16 protein-coding genes are annotated in these 16730 nt (G+C 44.2%); 13 read left to right on the top strand and 3 right to left on the bottom strand.

From position 1 onward, the window contains the following. Positions 1-2: 2 nt before the first annotated feature. The 5 genes from CQS04_RS11690 (at position 3) to CQS04_RS11665 (ending at position 4498) form a co-directional block, all read left to right on the top strand. Positions 3-533, top strand: coding sequence for an NfeD family membrane protein (locus CQS04_RS11690; RefSeq protein ID WP_100354300.1), 531 nt, complete (start codon positions 3-5; stop codon positions 531-533). Between the two features lie 11 nt (positions 534-544). Then, entirely contained in the window at positions 545-2110 is a 1566-nt protein-coding gene (locus tag CQS04_RS11685; protein WP_100354299.1) for a flotillin lipid rafts scaffold protein FloT, read from the top strand. 361 nt (positions 2111-2471) lie between these two features. Then, a complete protein-coding gene (locus CQS04_RS11675) occupies positions 2472-2741 on the top strand; it encodes a hypothetical protein (RefSeq protein ID WP_100354297.1) in 270 nt (89 codons plus the stop codon). A gap of 42 nt (positions 2742-2783) precedes the next feature. Beyond that, on the top strand, positions 2784-3728 hold the full coding sequence (locus tag CQS04_RS11670) for a nuclease-related domain-containing protein (RefSeq protein ID WP_100354296.1): 945 nt from the start codon (positions 2784-2786) through the stop codon (positions 3726-3728). Positions 3729-4039: 311 nt separating this feature from the next. Continuing rightward, the gene (locus CQS04_RS11665) at positions 4040-4498 is read left to right on the top strand and encodes a hypothetical protein (protein ID WP_100354295.1); all 459 of its coding nucleotides are present in this window, start codon (positions 4040-4042) and stop codon (positions 4496-4498) included. A 43-nt stretch (positions 4499-4541) separates the two neighbouring features. On the opposite strand, the gene CQS04_RS11660 is transcribed toward CQS04_RS11665, so the two are convergent. After that, complete coding sequence (locus CQS04_RS11660; RefSeq protein WP_100354294.1) at positions 4542-6074, bottom strand: FAD-dependent oxidoreductase; 1533 nt, start codon at positions 6072-6074, stop codon at positions 4542-4544. Between the two features lie 167 nt (positions 6075-6241). Here CQS04_RS11660 and CQS04_RS11655 point away from each other — a divergent pair, with 167 nt between their 5' ends. From CQS04_RS11655 to CQS04_RS11640, 4 genes are all read left to right on the top strand, one after another. After that, a complete protein-coding gene (locus CQS04_RS11655) occupies positions 6242-7693 on the top strand; it encodes a circularly permuted type 2 ATP-grasp protein (protein WP_100354293.1) in 1452 nt (483 codons plus the stop codon). Then, entirely contained in the window at positions 7686-9575 is a 1890-nt protein-coding gene (locus CQS04_RS11650) for an alpha-E domain-containing protein (protein WP_100354292.1), read from the top strand. The genes CQS04_RS11655 and CQS04_RS11650 overlap by 8 nt, the downstream gene beginning before the upstream one ends. A 230-nt stretch (positions 9576-9805) precedes the next feature. Next, positions 9806-10600, top strand: coding sequence for a 3D domain-containing protein (locus CQS04_RS11645; protein WP_100354291.1), 795 nt, complete (start codon positions 9806-9808; stop codon positions 10598-10600). A 92-nt stretch (positions 10601-10692) separates the two neighbouring features. Next, positions 10693-12111: an MATE family efflux transporter gene (locus CQS04_RS11640; protein ID WP_100354290.1), complete on the top strand. Its 1419-nt coding sequence runs from the start codon at positions 10693-10695 to the stop codon at positions 12109-12111. A gap of 24 nt (positions 12112-12135) precedes the next feature. Here CQS04_RS11640 and CQS04_RS13835 read toward each other — a convergent pair whose 3' ends face one another. Next, positions 12136-12300 carry a hypothetical protein gene (locus tag CQS04_RS13835; RefSeq protein ID WP_165775529.1) on the bottom strand — a complete coding sequence of 55 codons (165 nt, stop codon included), beginning with the start codon at positions 12298-12300 and terminating at the stop codon, positions 12136-12138. 56 nt (positions 12301-12356) lie between these two features. Continuing rightward, the gene (locus CQS04_RS11635; RefSeq protein WP_100354289.1) at positions 12357-12965 is read right to left on the bottom strand and encodes a hypothetical protein; all 609 of its coding nucleotides are present in this window, start codon (positions 12963-12965) and stop codon (positions 12357-12359) included. A 163-nt stretch (positions 12966-13128) separates the two neighbouring features. Here CQS04_RS11635 and CQS04_RS11630 point away from each other — a divergent pair, with 163 nt between their 5' ends. From CQS04_RS11630 to CQS04_RS11615, 4 genes are all read left to right on the top strand, one after another. After that, on the top strand, positions 13129-13713 hold the full coding sequence (locus CQS04_RS11630) for an RNA polymerase sigma factor (protein WP_100354288.1): 585 nt from the start codon (positions 13129-13131) through the stop codon (positions 13711-13713). Further along, a complete protein-coding gene (locus tag CQS04_RS11625) occupies positions 13694-14458 on the top strand; it encodes an anti-sigma factor (RefSeq protein WP_100354287.1) in 765 nt (254 codons plus the stop codon). The genes CQS04_RS11630 and CQS04_RS11625 overlap by 20 nt, the downstream gene beginning before the upstream one ends. Before the next feature lie 226 nt (positions 14459-14684). Beyond that, positions 14685-16073: a copper amine oxidase gene (locus tag CQS04_RS11620; RefSeq protein WP_245858812.1), complete on the top strand. Its 1389-nt coding sequence runs from the start codon at positions 14685-14687 to the stop codon at positions 16071-16073. Between the two features lie 3 nt (positions 16074-16076). Continuing rightward, positions 16077-16727, top strand: coding sequence for a class F sortase (locus CQS04_RS11615; RefSeq protein WP_100354286.1), 651 nt, complete (start codon positions 16077-16079; stop codon positions 16725-16727). Positions 16728-16730: the final 3 nt, after the last annotated feature.

The raw sequence follows: 16730 nt of genomic DNA, 5'->3' as shown, positions 1-16730 counted from the left end.
ACATGGAACTTTTCGGTTATTCAATGGAACAAGTCTACTTCTTTATTCTCGTCCTGATGGCCGCTATCACATTTCTCTATCTGTTCTTTGGGGATGTGACGGAGGCGATTGGTGAAGGGATTCCTTTTCTCCATCCTACACTGGTGCTCGCGTTCTTTACGCTTACTTCTGCAGTAGGCTTAGTACTTGAGTGGATGACAGATTGGAATAGTTGGCTGATCTTGATCGCAGCTATGGTCGCTGCCGTCATTCTCGATGTTCTCATTTATTTCTTTGTCCTGATTCCACTCGCATCGGCGGAAGTGTCGCTCGCCTATACGGATGAATCCCTTGCTGGTCAAGTCGGTCAAGTCATCGTACCAATTCCAGCAGATGGCTACGGGGAAATCTTGATTGAAACCAACAATGGGAATCTCGCCAAGCGAGCTACGGGTCTTGAGAATGAAGACATTGCGTTTGGCAAAACTGTGCTGATCGTCGAAGTGGAAGAAGGAACGTTTTACGTCAAAGAGTACGAACCATTTAAATTATAGGGGGCATGAACATGGGATTGGATATGGGGATTTGGATTGTTGCTGGTGTCGTTGGATTCATTTTATTGTCTATTATCGGCGTCTACGTTGCAAAGTATAAGACGGTAGGACCAGACGAGGCACTCATCGTAACAGGAAGTTATTTAGGATCTAAAACTGTACATACGGATGAATCGGGCAACAAGATTAAAATCATCCGTGGTGGAGGAACATTCGTATTGCCGGTGTTCCAACAGTCTGAACCACTCAGCTTGCTTTCAAGCAAACTAGAAGTCACGACTCCAGAAGTCTATACGGAGCAAGGTGTTCCGGTGATGGCCGATGGGACAGCTATCATTAAAATTGGTGGAACAATCCCTCAAATCGCTACAGCTGCTGAGCAGTTCCTCGGAAAGACAAAAGATGACCGAGAAAACGAAGCGAAAGAAGTTCTAGAAGGTCACTTACGTTCCATTTTAGGTTCGATGACAGTAGAAGAGATTTACAAGAACCGTGACAAGTTCTCACAAGAAGTGCAGCGAGTGGCTTCACACGACCTAGCTAAGATGGGTCTTGTGATTGTATCGTTCACAATCAAAGATGTTCGAGACAAAAACGGCTACCTGGATTCACTAGGGAAACCACGAATCGCTCAAGTAAAACGTGATGCAGATATCGCAACTGCGGAAGCCGAAAAAGAGACGCGTATCAAACGTGCAGAGGCTTCTAAAGATGCACAACGTGCAGAACTTGAGCGCGCTACAGAAATCGCTGAAGCAGAAAAAGAAAATCAATTAAAAGTGGCTGAGTACCGCCGCGAGCAAGATATCGCAAAAGCCCGCGCTGACCAAGCCTACGAGTTGGAATCGGCTCGTGCGAAACAAGAAGTAACCGAGCAAGAGATGCAAGTCCAGATCATCGAGCGTCAAAAGCAAATTGAACTAGAAGAAAAAGAGATCCTTCGTCGTGAGAAGCAGTACGATTCAGAAGTGAAGAAGAAAGCCGATGCGGACCGTTACGCAATCGAGCAAAATGCTGCCGCTGACAAAGCTCGCCAAATGGCTTCAGCCGATGCAGAGAAATATACAATCGAAGCAAAAGCGAAAGCCGACGCTGAAAAGATTCGTCTCGACGGTCTTGCGAAAGCCGATTCTGAGAGAGCGCAAGGGGAAACAGAAGCAGAAATCATTCGCTTGAAAGGTCTTGCAGAAGCCGAAGCGAAACGCAAAATCGCAGAAGCCTTCGAACAGTATGGCCAAGCAGCTGTTCTCGACATGATCGTCCGCATGATGCCAGAGTACGCGAAGCAAATCGCTTCTCCACTGAGCAACATCGACAAAATCACAGTAGTCGACACAGGTGGTGGCGAAGGCGGCGGGGCTAACAAAGTAACGTCGTACGCAACCAACTTGATGTCCACGCTTCAAGAAACGTTGAAAGCGTCTTCTGGCATTGACGTGAAAGAAATGCTCGAGAACTACTCAGGCAAAGGGACACTTCGTCCAAGTCTCGACCGCATCTCCGATGGGTTGTTTGCGGAAAAGAAAGAACAAGAAGCTGAAGTGAAGACGTTACAGACGACTTCATCTGAGAGCTGATGCTGGTGCCCCTACCGCTTTGCGGTGGGGGGTTTTTGTTTTGTGGGAGGAGCGAGTGAGCGAGCGTTCATCGACAAGAAGGCTGGTTTGTTGAGCATGAGGGGGAGTTTCATCTGCATGCCATGGGGTTTTGTTCTACATGAGATGGATTTCTTCTCCATAGGAGTTGATTTCTACTGCATTAAGCCTACTTTCTTCTCCATCAATCCTAATTTCTTCTGCATAAGATTTTCTGAAAAGAACTTGAAGTTCAGGATACTTAAAAGATTTTTCTAGAAAGATCTACCCCACTTCAAAAATATCTTGCAATTCAAACAACTTAACCCTAAAATGAGAAAAACTACCAATTAGGGAGGCTGCTATGATCTTTCATTTACCTTTTGTAATTTCCGTTATCTTGTTCATAGCGCAAAGCCATTTCGGGCTAAAACATTTTTTCCGAGAAACATTGCTCCTAGCTGTAGTTTATACAATTATTCTTTTTTCCTATTTCAAACACCATGATTTTGTCGTCATCCTGTACATGTTTCTTCTCATGTTTTGGGCTATTACACTATCGACTTATTGGCAACGCAACACATGGCGCGCCTATATGAAAAAAGGAGAGGTCGACTATGATTATGAAAGCTAAGGAGGTTATTTTATAAAACTGTTTACACCAAAACCCGAGCGTATGTCCCTTCAGTATCTGGCCGCTCGCTTGCCCATCAACCATCCAAAATTGCCACAGGTCCAACAGTCACTTTTCATGAGAAGGGCAGGGGAGGGTGGAGAACGGGAGGTACTATCTTATTTACAGGAAGCACTTTACTCTCTACCGTCATTTATTCTTCATAATTTCCACGTACGAGTCCCAAAGCATTTTTCCATACAAATCGATTATCTCGTCCTTACTAACAACTACATTCTGATGATTGAAGTCAAAAATATAAAAGGGCGAATTACTTTTAAACCTAATCCTGCGCAAATGATTCGTGAGCTAGATGGTGATCTAATAGCAATGGATTGTCCATTTGCTCAGCTTGATCGCAACTTGATCCATTTTAAAAAATTAATTGGTCAAGTTTCTCTTCCGATTTACACAGCGATTGTCTGGGTAAACCGCTCTGCCATTCTAAATCAACCTCCACTCAATTCCCCACATCAACTGATTTTTATAAAACAACTCCCACACTATTTGAATCAACTAGATGGATTACCAAATCAAGTAATTGACTTACACAGTCTCGTCAAACGCTTAAAATCTAAAGCAACTCCATTTTACTTGTCTGATATTTGTGAGAGATATAGCCTAGCCCCAAATGAGCTACTATCAGGATTAATCTGTATGAGTTGTTATACATTGATGACTCTACATGCACGGACTTGGATATGTTCGAGATGTAAAATGAAAAATAATTATATGCTAGATGAGAATATTCTATGTGCATTTGATTTGCTGGGGGACAATCTTCAAATGAATGAATTGAGGCAGCTGCTACCTTTCTTATATTCAAGAAATCTTGAAAAATTAATTGAAACCGGTTCTATCAGGAGGACTAGCCCTAAAAAGAATCGGGTTTACTCCTTGGAAAGAACAACTAAAGTTCATTGGATAAAATGGAACGGAATTAACTAGTAGCTTATTTGTCTAATGAAGCCATAATTCTTAGGGGCTTTCTAGAAAGATCGTAACTAATCTTCTTTAATAACTCGCGGTAAGAGAAGTTGGAAAGCCCAAACAGCATATGTAAAACAACTTCAGTAGAATAAATCTAATTTCGGTAGAATAAATTCCGATTTGAGTAGAATAAATTCTGGTTACTGTAGAATAAATCGCTCATCCATTCGATGAACGACCGCTCATCCCCCAATCCCGCCCGCTCACCACCACCCCAATCTATGCTATACTACATACTACCAACCACCCCCATAAGAAAGAGGTCCAACATGCTAACATTTGAACAAAAACAAGCCATTATCGAAACATTCCCGGAGCTTTCCAAGAAAGCCATCTCTCTAAAACGTTTAAATTACCACTTTGAAGACAGTCAGTACGACAAAACGATCGTCGTGCAGCAACTTCACCCAAATGGGAACGGCTATGTCTTCGTTGGAGAAGGCGGTCCGTATGAATCTGATGAGCGTGGTCTTGTGAACATTCGTGAAGCTTCAGAAGAAGAGCTGAAAGAACTGATTCGCTATTCGATTGCGTTGCTTTCTACGAAAGAAGAGCAAGCTGAAGAGGCTACAGAGCAGAAGTGGGTTAACAAAGAAGGCGGCGAGTTGAAGCTTGTGAACGAAGATGACCTGTGGAACATCTACCACGGTCTGAATCTAGAAGACAGCTTTGAATCGCAAGAAGCAGCTATTCTTTACTTAAAAGAAGAAGGCTTTAAACGAAACTAAAAAACGTGCAGTTCCTTGTTTTTTGAGGGAACTGCACGTTTTTCTATTCTTTAATACGAACTTGTTGAAGTGGCTCCGTCGCAGGACCTTCCAGCACATCCCCGCGGAAATTAAATCGAGAACCGTGGCACGGGCAGTCCCAAGAACGTTCGGCTTGGTTGAATGCGACGTCACAGCCCATATGCGTACAAGCGGGTTTGACGAATGTGACGTGGCCATTCGAGTCTTTATAAGCAGCGAGCTTCTGTCCGTCGACTCGAACCAGCTTGCCATCATCAAAACCAAGTTCGTCTAGAGATGCTTCTGCACCGGTGACCTTGTCCTTAATGAGCTCTTTCGCTACGCCAGCATTATCTTTAATGAAGCTGCCAATTCCTTTAGGGCGAAGCTTCGTGCGAGTCGGAGAAAATAGCTCTTCATACGGATTGGCTCGTCCCATGACAAGGTCACTCAACAAGTGGGCAGCAGCAATCCCGTTCGACATCCCCCACTTGGAGAAGCCGGTCGCTACGAAGACGTGCGGCATTCCTGTAACCATTTTTCCGATATACGGCAAATGATCAAGAGGCATCAAGTCCTGGGAAGACCAGTTGTGAGTGACATCTGGTGTCCCGAAATAGCTGGATGCAAATTGCTGAAGCGTGGCATAGTTAGTACGAGTGTTTTCTTCGTGACGACCGGAAACATGCCCTTCACCGCCGATTTGCAACAGGCGTTCTCCTGAAGCGTCCAACACGGTGCGAATTGAGCGCGTTGGGCTTTCGGCATTGATATACATCCCCATATCTTCCTTGAATGTACCGCGTAAAGTCATCGCATAACTCCGCTCGACCCGCATGCGAGAAAAATACAGGCCTTCAAAATCATTGAACGGGAAGTGACTCGTTACGAGAACTTGTTGAGCATCGATTTTATGACCGTTCACTAGTTCGACTTGGCTTGGTGAATGCACAGTTTTGGCACGAGAGTTTTCATAGAAAGTGACGCCTGCTTGTTGGGCTTCTTTCATCAATGCAGCTAAAAAATAGACAGGGTGAAACTGTAGCTGATCTTCAAGTTTCAAAGCGATTCGGACTGGGAAAGGAAGGTCGGTCTCTTTAGTTAGAGAGGCTCCAGGGATGCCGATTTTTTCGTAAGCTTGAAATTCTTTTTCAATTTTGTCCTCACCTTTGAAGGATTCTGCATATACATAAGCGGGGCGGGTTTCTAAACCACATTCGATCCCATTTTGTTCGACGAGATTTTTTGCCCAGTCCAGCGCTTGCCGATTCGCTTCGTAATAAGCACGTGCATCTTCTTCAGAGAACGTCGAAATCAATTCATCATAGATTAGGCTGTGTTGAACAGTCAGTTTGGCAGTCGTATAGCCAGTTGTTCCATGTAGGTAACGACCTCCTTCAATGACGGTTACTTGGCGGCCAGAGTCTCGCAGCAAGTAAGCGGCAACGATGCCAACAATACCTCCACCAACAATGACCACGTCTGTTTTTAGGGATTCGGTTACAGCGGAACATTCAGGGATTTGGGGACCATCCAGCCAGTATGAGGATGGTTCGTTAGTGAAATCCTTTGCCACGGCAATTCCTCCTTCATGAAAATAGCATTATCCTCTCTGTACCCTAGTTTTTAACATCTACACAAGTTTCAAACAAAAACTAAAAAGTTTTTTGGAGTATAAAAAGTCGATTAAGGGTATGGTAAACTGTTAGAAATCAGAAAATTAGGACGAATGGGGGCAGTACGATGTTTGAAAACTATAAAGTGGTCCCGTTTTATGATGAGATGTTTGACCCAAACTGTTCACCAAAACCGCACTATCAAAACTTTCATGACAAGCTTGTTGAGAGTGATCTGGTAACGTTACGAGAAAAGCATGATTTAGCCCAGCTTTCCTTTTTACGTCAAGGCATCACATTCACTGTTTACAATCAGAATGTGGGAACAGAGCGAACAATGCCGTTTGATTTTGTTCCTATTATTATTCCAGCAGACGACTGGAAGATGATTGAACGCGGAATGGCACAGCGTACTGAAGCATTAAACTGCTTTTTAAAAGATATCTATCATGAAGCACGAATTGTAGAGGCAGGAGTTATTCCGAGAGACCTCGTTGAAAATAATGCCTACTATTATAAGCAGCAGGCGGGTGGTGTGAGAGTTCCTTTGGATAATCATATTTTCCTTGCTGGTATCGATTTGATTCGAGATGCAGAGGGGAACTATATGGTGCTTGAGGACAATCTTCGAAATCCATCTGGAATGTCCTATGTGTATCAGAATCGTTATGTCATGCGTCAAGTCTATCCGGAATTTTTTGCGGATGAGCCTGTACATACTCTTGAGCACCAATTGACTTATTTGCATGAGGCGATGCTTGACCATGCTCCTCCTGGTATCGACAATCCTACTGCTGTGTTGTTGACTCCAGGGATGTTCAATTCAGCTTATTACGATCACGTCTTCTTAGCTCAACAGATGGGGATTCATCTCGTTGAAGGACGGGACCTATTGGTGAAAGACGACCACGTGTTTATGAAAACGATACGAGGTCTTCAACGCATTGATATCATTTACCGCCGTATTGATGATGACTTCTTGGATCCGGTCGCATTTAGGGAAGATTCCATGTTAGGAGTTAGCGGTCTTGTCGACGTTTACCAGAAAGGAAATGTCGCTATACTAAATGCTATCGGGAACGGTGTAGCCGATGATAAGGCTATGTATTCTTACGTACCGGACATGATTCAGTTTTATTTGAATGAAGAGCCGATTATTGCGAACGTGAAGACATACAGATTAGAAGAAGAAGAGACACGGAAATGGGTACTGGAACATATCCGAGAACTTGTGATCAAAAATGTAGGTGCTTCTGGGGGCTATGACATGTTGATCGGTCCTCACGCGGATGATGAGATGATTGAAATCTTCAAGCAAAAAATTGAAGAGACTCCCCACCAATATATTGCACAACCAACTATTCAGCTATCGCGAGCGCCAGCTTATCAAGGCGAAGATTTTTATCCGTGCCACGTAGACCTTCGGGTTTTTGTGATGCGAGGCAAAGAGACACACGTCTTGCCAGGTGGTTTGTCCCGTGTAGCTCTTAAGAAAGGATCACTGGTCGTCAATTCCTCTCAAGGCGGCGGTGCTAAAGATACGTGGATTTTAAAGAATGGAGGGGACGCACATGCTTAGTCGTGTAGCAGATGCGCTTTATTGGATGGCGCGCAACATCGAACGGTCGGAAAGTCATTCTCGCATCATGCATGTGCATTTGACACAGATGCTAGAAGCGGGGAATAAAGATATTTTTCAAGAAGAAGACTATCACATTCTCTTTGAAGTATGTGCAACAGCGGAGGATTTACATCAGCTACACGAGATGGGCAAGACGCGTGTACAAGATTTGATTTGCTTCCTGACCTTCGGAGAGACCAATTTAAATTCTTCTTTAAATTGCATACGGATTGCACGAGACAATGCGCGCGTCACGCGTGATTATATACCGAATGACTTGTTTGAAGCGTGGAATCAATTTTATTTGTCAGCCAACCCATTGCAGGACCGCCCTTACTCTATTCACGCTATGCGTGACTTTTTCAATGAAACGAAGCAAGCCTCTTACATGGCACAAGGCATTATTGAAGCAGCAATGTCCCGCGATGTGGCATACTATATGTTGAAGATTGGGAAGTGGCTTGAGAGAGCAGAGAAGACAGCTCGCATATTGAATGTTGTCAGTGAACAGACGAGGCATCGTGAAAAAGAATATGACACAAGTGATTACTACTATTGGTCGAGCGCATTGCGCATGGTGAATGGGTACGAGGCGTATTTGAAGTCGAATCCTCCTAAAATGGAGCCGACGAAAATCTTATCGTTCTTAATCACCAATCAAGATTTCCCGCGTTCCATCCGTTATTGTATGGATCATGTACGTGAAGCAGTGGACGCCTTAGAAAATGCAAAAGTCGCTCATTACTCTGTAGAGCTTTACGAAGCGATGGATTCCCTTCGTCGTGAGTTCAATCAGATGAAAATTCAGGATTTGGATACCGATGAAACAATTGATTTCTTAAACAAATTCCAAGATAAATGCAATCAAATCGGACATATTTTCTCACGTACGTATTACTTAACAGAGCCCGTCAATTCACCTGATTTCTCACAGCATCAAGAGCAATCCCTTCCACCTGAAATGAGGAGAAAGACAGCTATGAAATACAAAATTGAACATACAAACATCTTTGATTACGACACGGTAGTAGATCAAAGTATGAATTCCATTCGCTTGAAGCCTCGTTCGGACGAGTGTCAACGTTTGCTCTCCTACCGGACCGATATTACGCCGATGTCTTTAACTAAAGAACATACGGATATCTGGGGCAATAATGTCGAGACATTCTTTATCGCAGAGCGTCACCAACATCTAGAAATCAAATCCACTTCTATAGTAAGTATTCAACGCAGTCCATTCATTCAGCAGATTGATTATTCACCTGAAATGAAAGATATTTTTCATTCGGATCTGTTCCAAGAACATTATGCGGGCTACTTGGCCAATACAGCTTACACATACTTGAGTGCAGAACAGATGGACCGAGTGGACAGTGCAATCGGACTTATGAACAATCCTGTCCAGTATGCGATAGATGTGATGCGCTATGTTTATGACAGTTTCCGCTATGACCCGGACGCGACGGATGTGACAACAAAAGCTGCGGACTCATTTGAGATTCGAGGCGGCGTCTGCCAGGACATGGCGCACGTAATGCTCGGGATTCTACGAACGAAACAGATTCCAGCGCGTTATGTGAGTGGCTATTTATATGTTGGTGAAGATTCTGCATTAGTTGGGGATGCAGCGAGCCACGCTTGGGTAGAAGTCATGGTTCCTGGTATCGGCTGGGTAGGCCTTGACCCTACAAACAATGTGGAAGCACTCGAAAATCATATCCGGATGTGTGTAGGACGTGATTACAATGATGTGAGCCCCGTCCAAGGAGTTTACCGAGGCGGTGCAAGCACAATTGATGTGAAAGTATCAGTTAGTTTATTGTCGAAAACGGATTCTTAACCGGAAAAATGAAGCCATTTGCAAGGGATAGCCCTTGTAAATGGCTTTTTTCTGTGCATTGTTAGAGGTCAGACATCCCTGTCATCTCGTTGTCATTATTGTGTTTGGATTGTCATTTTTGTGATGCCTCAGAGATTCAATTGATAGGGTACTGGTACTGCTCTGACATCGTTTTGCAATGTAGAGGTGGTACGATAGGGGTCGTTAGTGAAAAGGAGGAAATTTTACTTATGAAAAAACAAATCGTTGCACTAACCGCTATTTCAGGATTATTTATCGGCGCAGCAGGTGCGTCTGCGGCTGAACAATCATATACAGTTAAAAGCGGGGACACATTGTGGTCCATTGCACAAGAAAATCAAGTATCTGTGGGAGACATTAAAGAATGGAACAACTTAGATTCTACATTGATCTTCCCAAAACAAGAGTTACAAGTTGGAGAATTTGAAACATACACAGTGGTTAGCGGCGACACGCTCTACCAAATCGCACAACAGTATGATATTTCTGTAGCCGACCTTAAAGGTTGGAACGGCTTAACATCTGACTTAATCTTCCCTGAACAAAAATTGTTCGTTGAAGGGAATGACTATAAAGCACCACAAGCTGCTGCTTCAACGGAGCAACAGGTAGCTGTATCAGCTCCTGCTGAGAAAGAGCAAGCTCCACAAGAGCAAGCTGAAGAACAAGCTCCAGCAGAAAGCCAAGAGACTTCACAAGCTCCAGCAGAGGCTGCTCAAACATTGACAGTCGAAGCGACAGCATATACGGCTTACTGTGAAGGTTGCTCAGGTACAACAGCAACAGGTATCGACCTTCGTGCCAATCCAGACATGAAAGTCATCGCAGTAGACCCGAACGTCATCCCACTAGGATCGAAAGTATGGGTTGAAGGTTACGGTGAAGCGATTGCAGGAGATACTGGCGGTGCTATCAAAGGAAACAAAATTGATATCTTCATGCCAGATCAACAAGACGCTCTAAATTGGGGACGTCAAACAATTACAGTGAAAATTTTAGACTAACTAACACAAGCTACGGACTTCGGTCTGTAGCTTTTTTTTATTTATTTTTCATGTAACCCTTTTCAACTCTTTCTTTTTCCGGAATTTTTGCTATGCTAAGGGAATGTTTAGTTGAGGAAGAAGGGAATCGTGTGAAAAAACAGAAGTCGTCGACAGGCGATTTAAATTTATTTCATCTGACCTGGCCAATTTTTTTAGAAGTATTTCTCTTTATGTTAATGGGAATTGTCGATACATTTATGCTCAGCTCCTTATCCGATGATGCTGTATCGGGAGTAGGAGCTGCGAATCAATATATTCATATCGCAATTTTATTACTAGAAGTCGTCGCAGCAGGGGCTTCTATTGTTGTTGCGCAATTCTTAGGATCTAAGCTGATTAAAGAAGCATCGCGAGTAGCCGCTCTTTCTGTGACACTCAATCTCGTCATTGGTGTGATTCTGAGCATCGTCTATCTGATTTTTGCGAAGGCGATGATGGTGGCAATGAACTTGCAGGGAGACGTGCTCGATTATGCGCAAAGCTATCTTTCAATCGTCGGAGGCGCAATCTTCTTACAAGCGATTATCAATTCACTTGCCGCAGTCATTCGTGTGCATGGTTGGACGAAACAGACAATGTACGTGTCGCTAGGTATGAATGTGATTCACGTGATTGGGAACTATGTGCTGATTTTCGGGAAGTTCGGATTTCCTGAGATGGGAGTCGAAGGTGCTGCCATTTCTTCAATCGGAAGCCGCTTTCTCGCGATGCTCGTCTTTTTCTGGCTGTTCTATCAAGTGATGGAAGTCCGAGTGAAGTGGAAAGATTACTTTGCGTGGTCGAAGGAATATGTAGGGAAGATTATGCGAATCGGCTTGCCGGCTGCATTTGAACAGATCTTGTATCAAGCCGCTCAAATTGTTTTCCTGTTCTACATTACGTATTTAGGTGCAGAATCACTTGCAGCTAGACAGTACGCTCACAACATTTCCATGTTCACGTATCTGTTTGCCATTGCAATTGGGATGGGGACTGCCATCATCGTAGGCCGTTACGTAGGAGCAGGGCGTTCGGAAGATGCGTATACCCAACTGTGGAAAAGTGTGCGCTATGCTATGACATTTACTGTGACTGCAGTCACGCTGGTCGTTCTTTTCAGAAAACCGATCGTCTCGATCTTTACGGACAATCCAGATGTCATTCAACTTGCTGCACAAGTTCTGGTTCTTGGTCTCGCGCTTGAAACTGGACGAACGCTGAATATTGTGATCATCAATTCGTTACGAGCAGCGGGAGATGCCCGTTTCCCAGTTCTTATGGGAGCCATCTCGATGATTGGGATCAGTTTGCCTTTAGGCTACTTTTTCGTCTTCATCCTCGACTGGGGACTAGTCGGAGTCTGGGCTGCTATTGCTATTGATGAATGGACACGAGGCCTTATTATGCTATTCCGCTGGAAGAGCAAGGCGTGGAAACGTTATGCACTTGTCAAAGTTCCTGACAACACAAAACAAGCCGAGTCGTATTGAGACCCGGCTTGTTTTTGTTTTGGATTAGCTGAACATAGGAAATACGTATGAGATCAAGAACCAAAGCAATCCAAAGAAAATAATGATGTAAGCGGCATATTTAATAAATGTAGCTCCGACTAGACCGCTGTCCGTGCGTTCTTCACGACGAACCTCTACATGTTTTTCTTCGTGACGGTTGTTATCCATTGAAAACGCCTCCTTGGTTTAGGTATTTACTACCTTGTACCCAAGCATGCTTTCTCTTAAACGTCCAGACGATTTGCGTTGATAAGCAGCACGAGCGGAGGTCCGGCAATGGGAATGAAAGCTAACCCTTTCATACGTGCCTCTGGATAGAACTGATAGGTGGCATATACGGACAGACCCCATAATACGAACCAGTCAACTGTCATCACAGAGACTAAATGAGACTCATTGAACGTAGTCATGTAGGAATCTAATGAAATGCCGTTTTGCAGCGTAATCAAATTGGCTATTGTGATTACAATCAAGAAGATCAACCACGTTTTTGAACGCAATAGACGCAACAAGAACTTTGGCGTACGAATCGTACGTTCTGGTGGTCGATTGCCGAATGCAAAATACGGAAGCAATGCGAATGCACCAGCTGCAAAGGACACCAGTGAAAACGGCCATGCTGGCCAGCGCTTGTTATCATTTCGCAGTAAAAGGGTCAGGAAGACGAGCGGAAAGATACCGAGCGAGTTGAATACGGTAAGTACCAATGGGTCAATAGCAGCCCAGTTGCCGACGAACACTTCTGACAAGACCGGATCATTACTGTTTCCTTGTCCCGGTGCAAAAAAGATAGCGTACGTTAACAGCGCTAACCAGATAATGAAGAAGATCACGGAATCACCTCATTTTCTTTTTATCATACCTCACTTTAAAATCGACTACCTAATTTAACAAATAGTGATCCAAACCCGTAGAAGTTTCGTTAGCTTATTGATTACAATCCCCTTATGAATCCGGTATGATAGAAGGAACTGGCAAGCAGGGGAGGGAAACCATATGTCCTTTACAGATGAAGAGTTATACACCCGCATTCTAACAAAAGACTCGGAAGCGCTAGAACTGCTTTACGATAAATACGAACGACTTGTGTTTTCATTTGCTTATCGCATGATGCAAGATCAACAACGAGCAGAAGACGTCGTGCAAGACGTGTTTTCAAAACTTTGGCGTGACCATGCACCGTATGAAGCCGACCGAGGCAAGTTTTCTTCTTGGTTATTGACCATGACACGGAATCGATGTTTAGATGTCATTCGCAAATCATCCAAACAACAAGAAGTCGGCTTATTGGATAAGGACGCCGAGCGTGTCAATGACACGATGCATGACATGCCGGAGCAGGCAGTGGAATGGAAAGAAAAAAGCGAACGGATTCGAGAGGCATTGTCTCATTTAAAAGAAGATCAAAGAAAAATCGTAGAGCTGTTTTATTTTCATGGCTATTCGCAAGACCGCATTTCTAAAGACCTCAACATTCCTTTAGGAACGGTAAAAGGTAGGATACGGTTAGCCCTGCAGCATTTACGAAAACGATTAGAACCGGAAAGGGGGGAATTTGCAGATGGAACGAGTGATGTGTGATTTAACAATTGATTACTTCAATGGTCAGCTGACTACTGAAGAGCAAGAAGCTTTTGAAAGACATTTAGAAAGCTGTGCAGACTGTCAACAAGAACTGGCAGAATGGCAAGCACTTTCAGAAGACCTCCCCTATGTTTCTGAACTGGTAGAACCACCAGTAGGCATGAAGGAACGCGTACTCGGTTCTATTCTGGGAGAAGATTCTCCAGCTCAACCGGTTGTATCACCAACTCCAGTCATCCCAATGGAAAGTAAAAAACCCCGTAAGCGAAGCGCTTCTAAATGGTTACCACTAGTTGCAGCTGCACTAGTTCTTTCTTTAGTAGGAAATGCTTACTTGGGCTGGATGGTACAAGACCAACAACAAACTCTTGTCACACAAAGTGAAACCGTGGATCAACTTGTTGCTCTTGTGAACTTGCAACCTCTTGAAGGAGATTCAACAGGTACGGCTTCTATTGTACGAAACGGAGATACGATTCAAGTGGTCGTACAAGCGTCTTCGCTACCTGAGCTTTCAAATGAAGAAGTTTATCAGGTTTGGTTAATTGATGAAGAAGGACCGGACAGAGCAGGAACCTTCACTTCCACTGGAACAGACGGAGCAGTGGTATATACGCTACCAGCTGGACAAGATTTTTCTTGGGACCAAATCGCAGTATCTCATGAACCGAATAAAGATAGCGAGACACCTCTCGGTCAAGTGTTGATGGCTTCCGCTATCTCAGCACCAGAAACTGAATAACAAATTTGCCACCTGCTTCTGTAGGTGGCCTTTTTATTATCTTCAGAACAGAGAAATCAAAAAACTTTTGACGATTTGTATAACGTTTAAACATTGATATATCAAGGTTTGGAGATACATGGTCAAAAGTTTTTAATTTTTATTTAGAAAAAAGTGATCCAGAATCAATATCCTTCCGTTAGCTATGTGTAAATCAAATAAACCACTTACAAAAGGAGAGATTCACATGAACTACAAAATGAAATCGAAAGCAATCTTAGCAGCAACACTTGCAATGACAATGGCAGTACCAGCAGCTACTCTAGCAGCAGATCACGGCGATCATTCAAATGGAGGCGCAGTTTCTGGAGACATGGGAGTCTCAACTCCAGCATCTGAACTTCGCTCAACATTGACACAATTATTCACAGAGCACGCATTCTTAGCAGTGGAAACACTGAAAAAAGGTGCAGATGGCACGGAAGACTTTGAAGCACTGGCTGGCGCATTAAGCGGCAACACAGATGACCTAACTGCAGCTGTATCTTCAGTATACGGTGAAGAAGCAGGAGCACAGTTTAAAGAAATCTGGTCTTCACACATTGGTTACTTTGTAGACTATGCAAATGCTACAGCAGCTGACGATCAAGCTGGTAAAGATCAAGCAGTGGCAGAACTAGGCGAATACATTAAAGAACAAGCAGCATTCTTAGACACAGCAACTGAAGGACGTCTAAAAGCAGCAGACTTAGAAGCAGGCCTAAAAATGCACGTTGACCAACTGGTTTGGGCATTCGATAGCTACGTAGCTGGTGATTATGAAACTTCATACACAAACGAACGTGAAGCAATCGACCACATGGTCATGGTAGCAGCAGGTCTAGCAACTGCAATTACAGACCAGTTCCCAGATAAATTTGAAAACACTATGGCTGTAACACCAGCAGCTGACCTACGCGCTAGCTTGGATCGTATCTTCACAGAGCACGCTGGTTTAGCAGTAATGGCGATGCAAAATGGGGTGGACGGAGATCCAGACTATGATGCATCAGCAGCAGCACTTCTTGCAAACGCAGATGACCTATCAGCAGCAGTAGCTTCTGTATACGGTGAAGAAGGCGGAGCACAATTTAAAGAGATCTGGAACAGCCACATCGGCTACTTCGTAGACTACGTGGTTGCTACAGCAAATGAGGATGAAGCTGGTAAAGAGCAGGCAATGGCTGAACTTGACGAGTACATCGTAGAGCAAGCAGCATTCTTATCTACAGCTACTGAAGACCGTTTGAAAGCAGCAGATTTAGAAGCTGGCTTAACAGCTCACGTTGATCAATTGCTAGCTGCATTTGACCTATATGTAGAAGGCGACTACGAAGGAGCTTACACAAACCTTCGTGAAGCATATGCTCACATGTTAATGCCTTCTGAAGGAATTGCAACAGCAATCGTGGATCAGTTCCCTGAAAACTTCAAAGGTGGAGATATGCCAGAAGGAATGCCGAAAACTGGTATGGGTGGTATGGCTGAAGAGCAAGACGGAATGGGCGCTGAAGGCTTCTTACTTGGAAGCTTGCTAGCTGCATCACTTGGTGCAACTGCATTCATGGCACGCCGTCGTAAAAACAACGAGGCATAATTTATGAAATTCCGTACCGGAGCTGCTTTACTCCTCAGTATCGGTTTGCTGGCCGGTTGCCAGCAAGCTTCTGAGGATGGAGCATCTAACGTTTCTGAAACAGCAGCAACACCACCCACTGAATCCACTGTTGTAAAATCGGAATCGACGATTGGCTTACCAGGCTCTGAACTCAAAGCTTCGAAAGTAATCAAAGACGAACGTGAGGGAATTGTGCCCGACCGTATCCGTATTCCGGCCATTGATGTAGATGCTACGATCCAGCGTACACCGCTTTTGGACAACGGGCAAATGGGGGTGCCTGATGTTGCAGAAGAACCAGGCTGGTACGAGCAAGGCTACTTACCCGGTGAGCCAGGAAATGCCGTGATCGCAGGTCATGTCGATTGGACAGATGGCCCCGCCGTCTTTTACGACCTGAACAAACTGAAACCAGGGGACGAAGTGGTTGTTGAATCGTCTGATGGGACAAGCTTAACATTCGTCGTCCAACGCATGGAGACGTATCCTATGGAAGATTCACCCGTTCGCTCCATCTTCGGCTTCAGCAATGGCAGCCATCTCAATCTCATCACCTGCACAGGTGATTGGAACAAGGAAGGGCGCTTCTATGAAGACCGGTTGGTGGTTTACACCACACTGAAAAACGGCTGACAC

Source organism: Chryseomicrobium excrementi (assembly GCF_002798305.1).
In the GTDB taxonomy this organism is placed as follows: Bacteria; Bacillota; Bacilli; order Bacillales_A; family Planococcaceae; genus Chryseomicrobium; species Chryseomicrobium excrementi.
The sequence above is the reverse complement of the archived record's forward strand: the minus strand, read 5'-3'. Positions and strand labels throughout refer to the sequence as shown.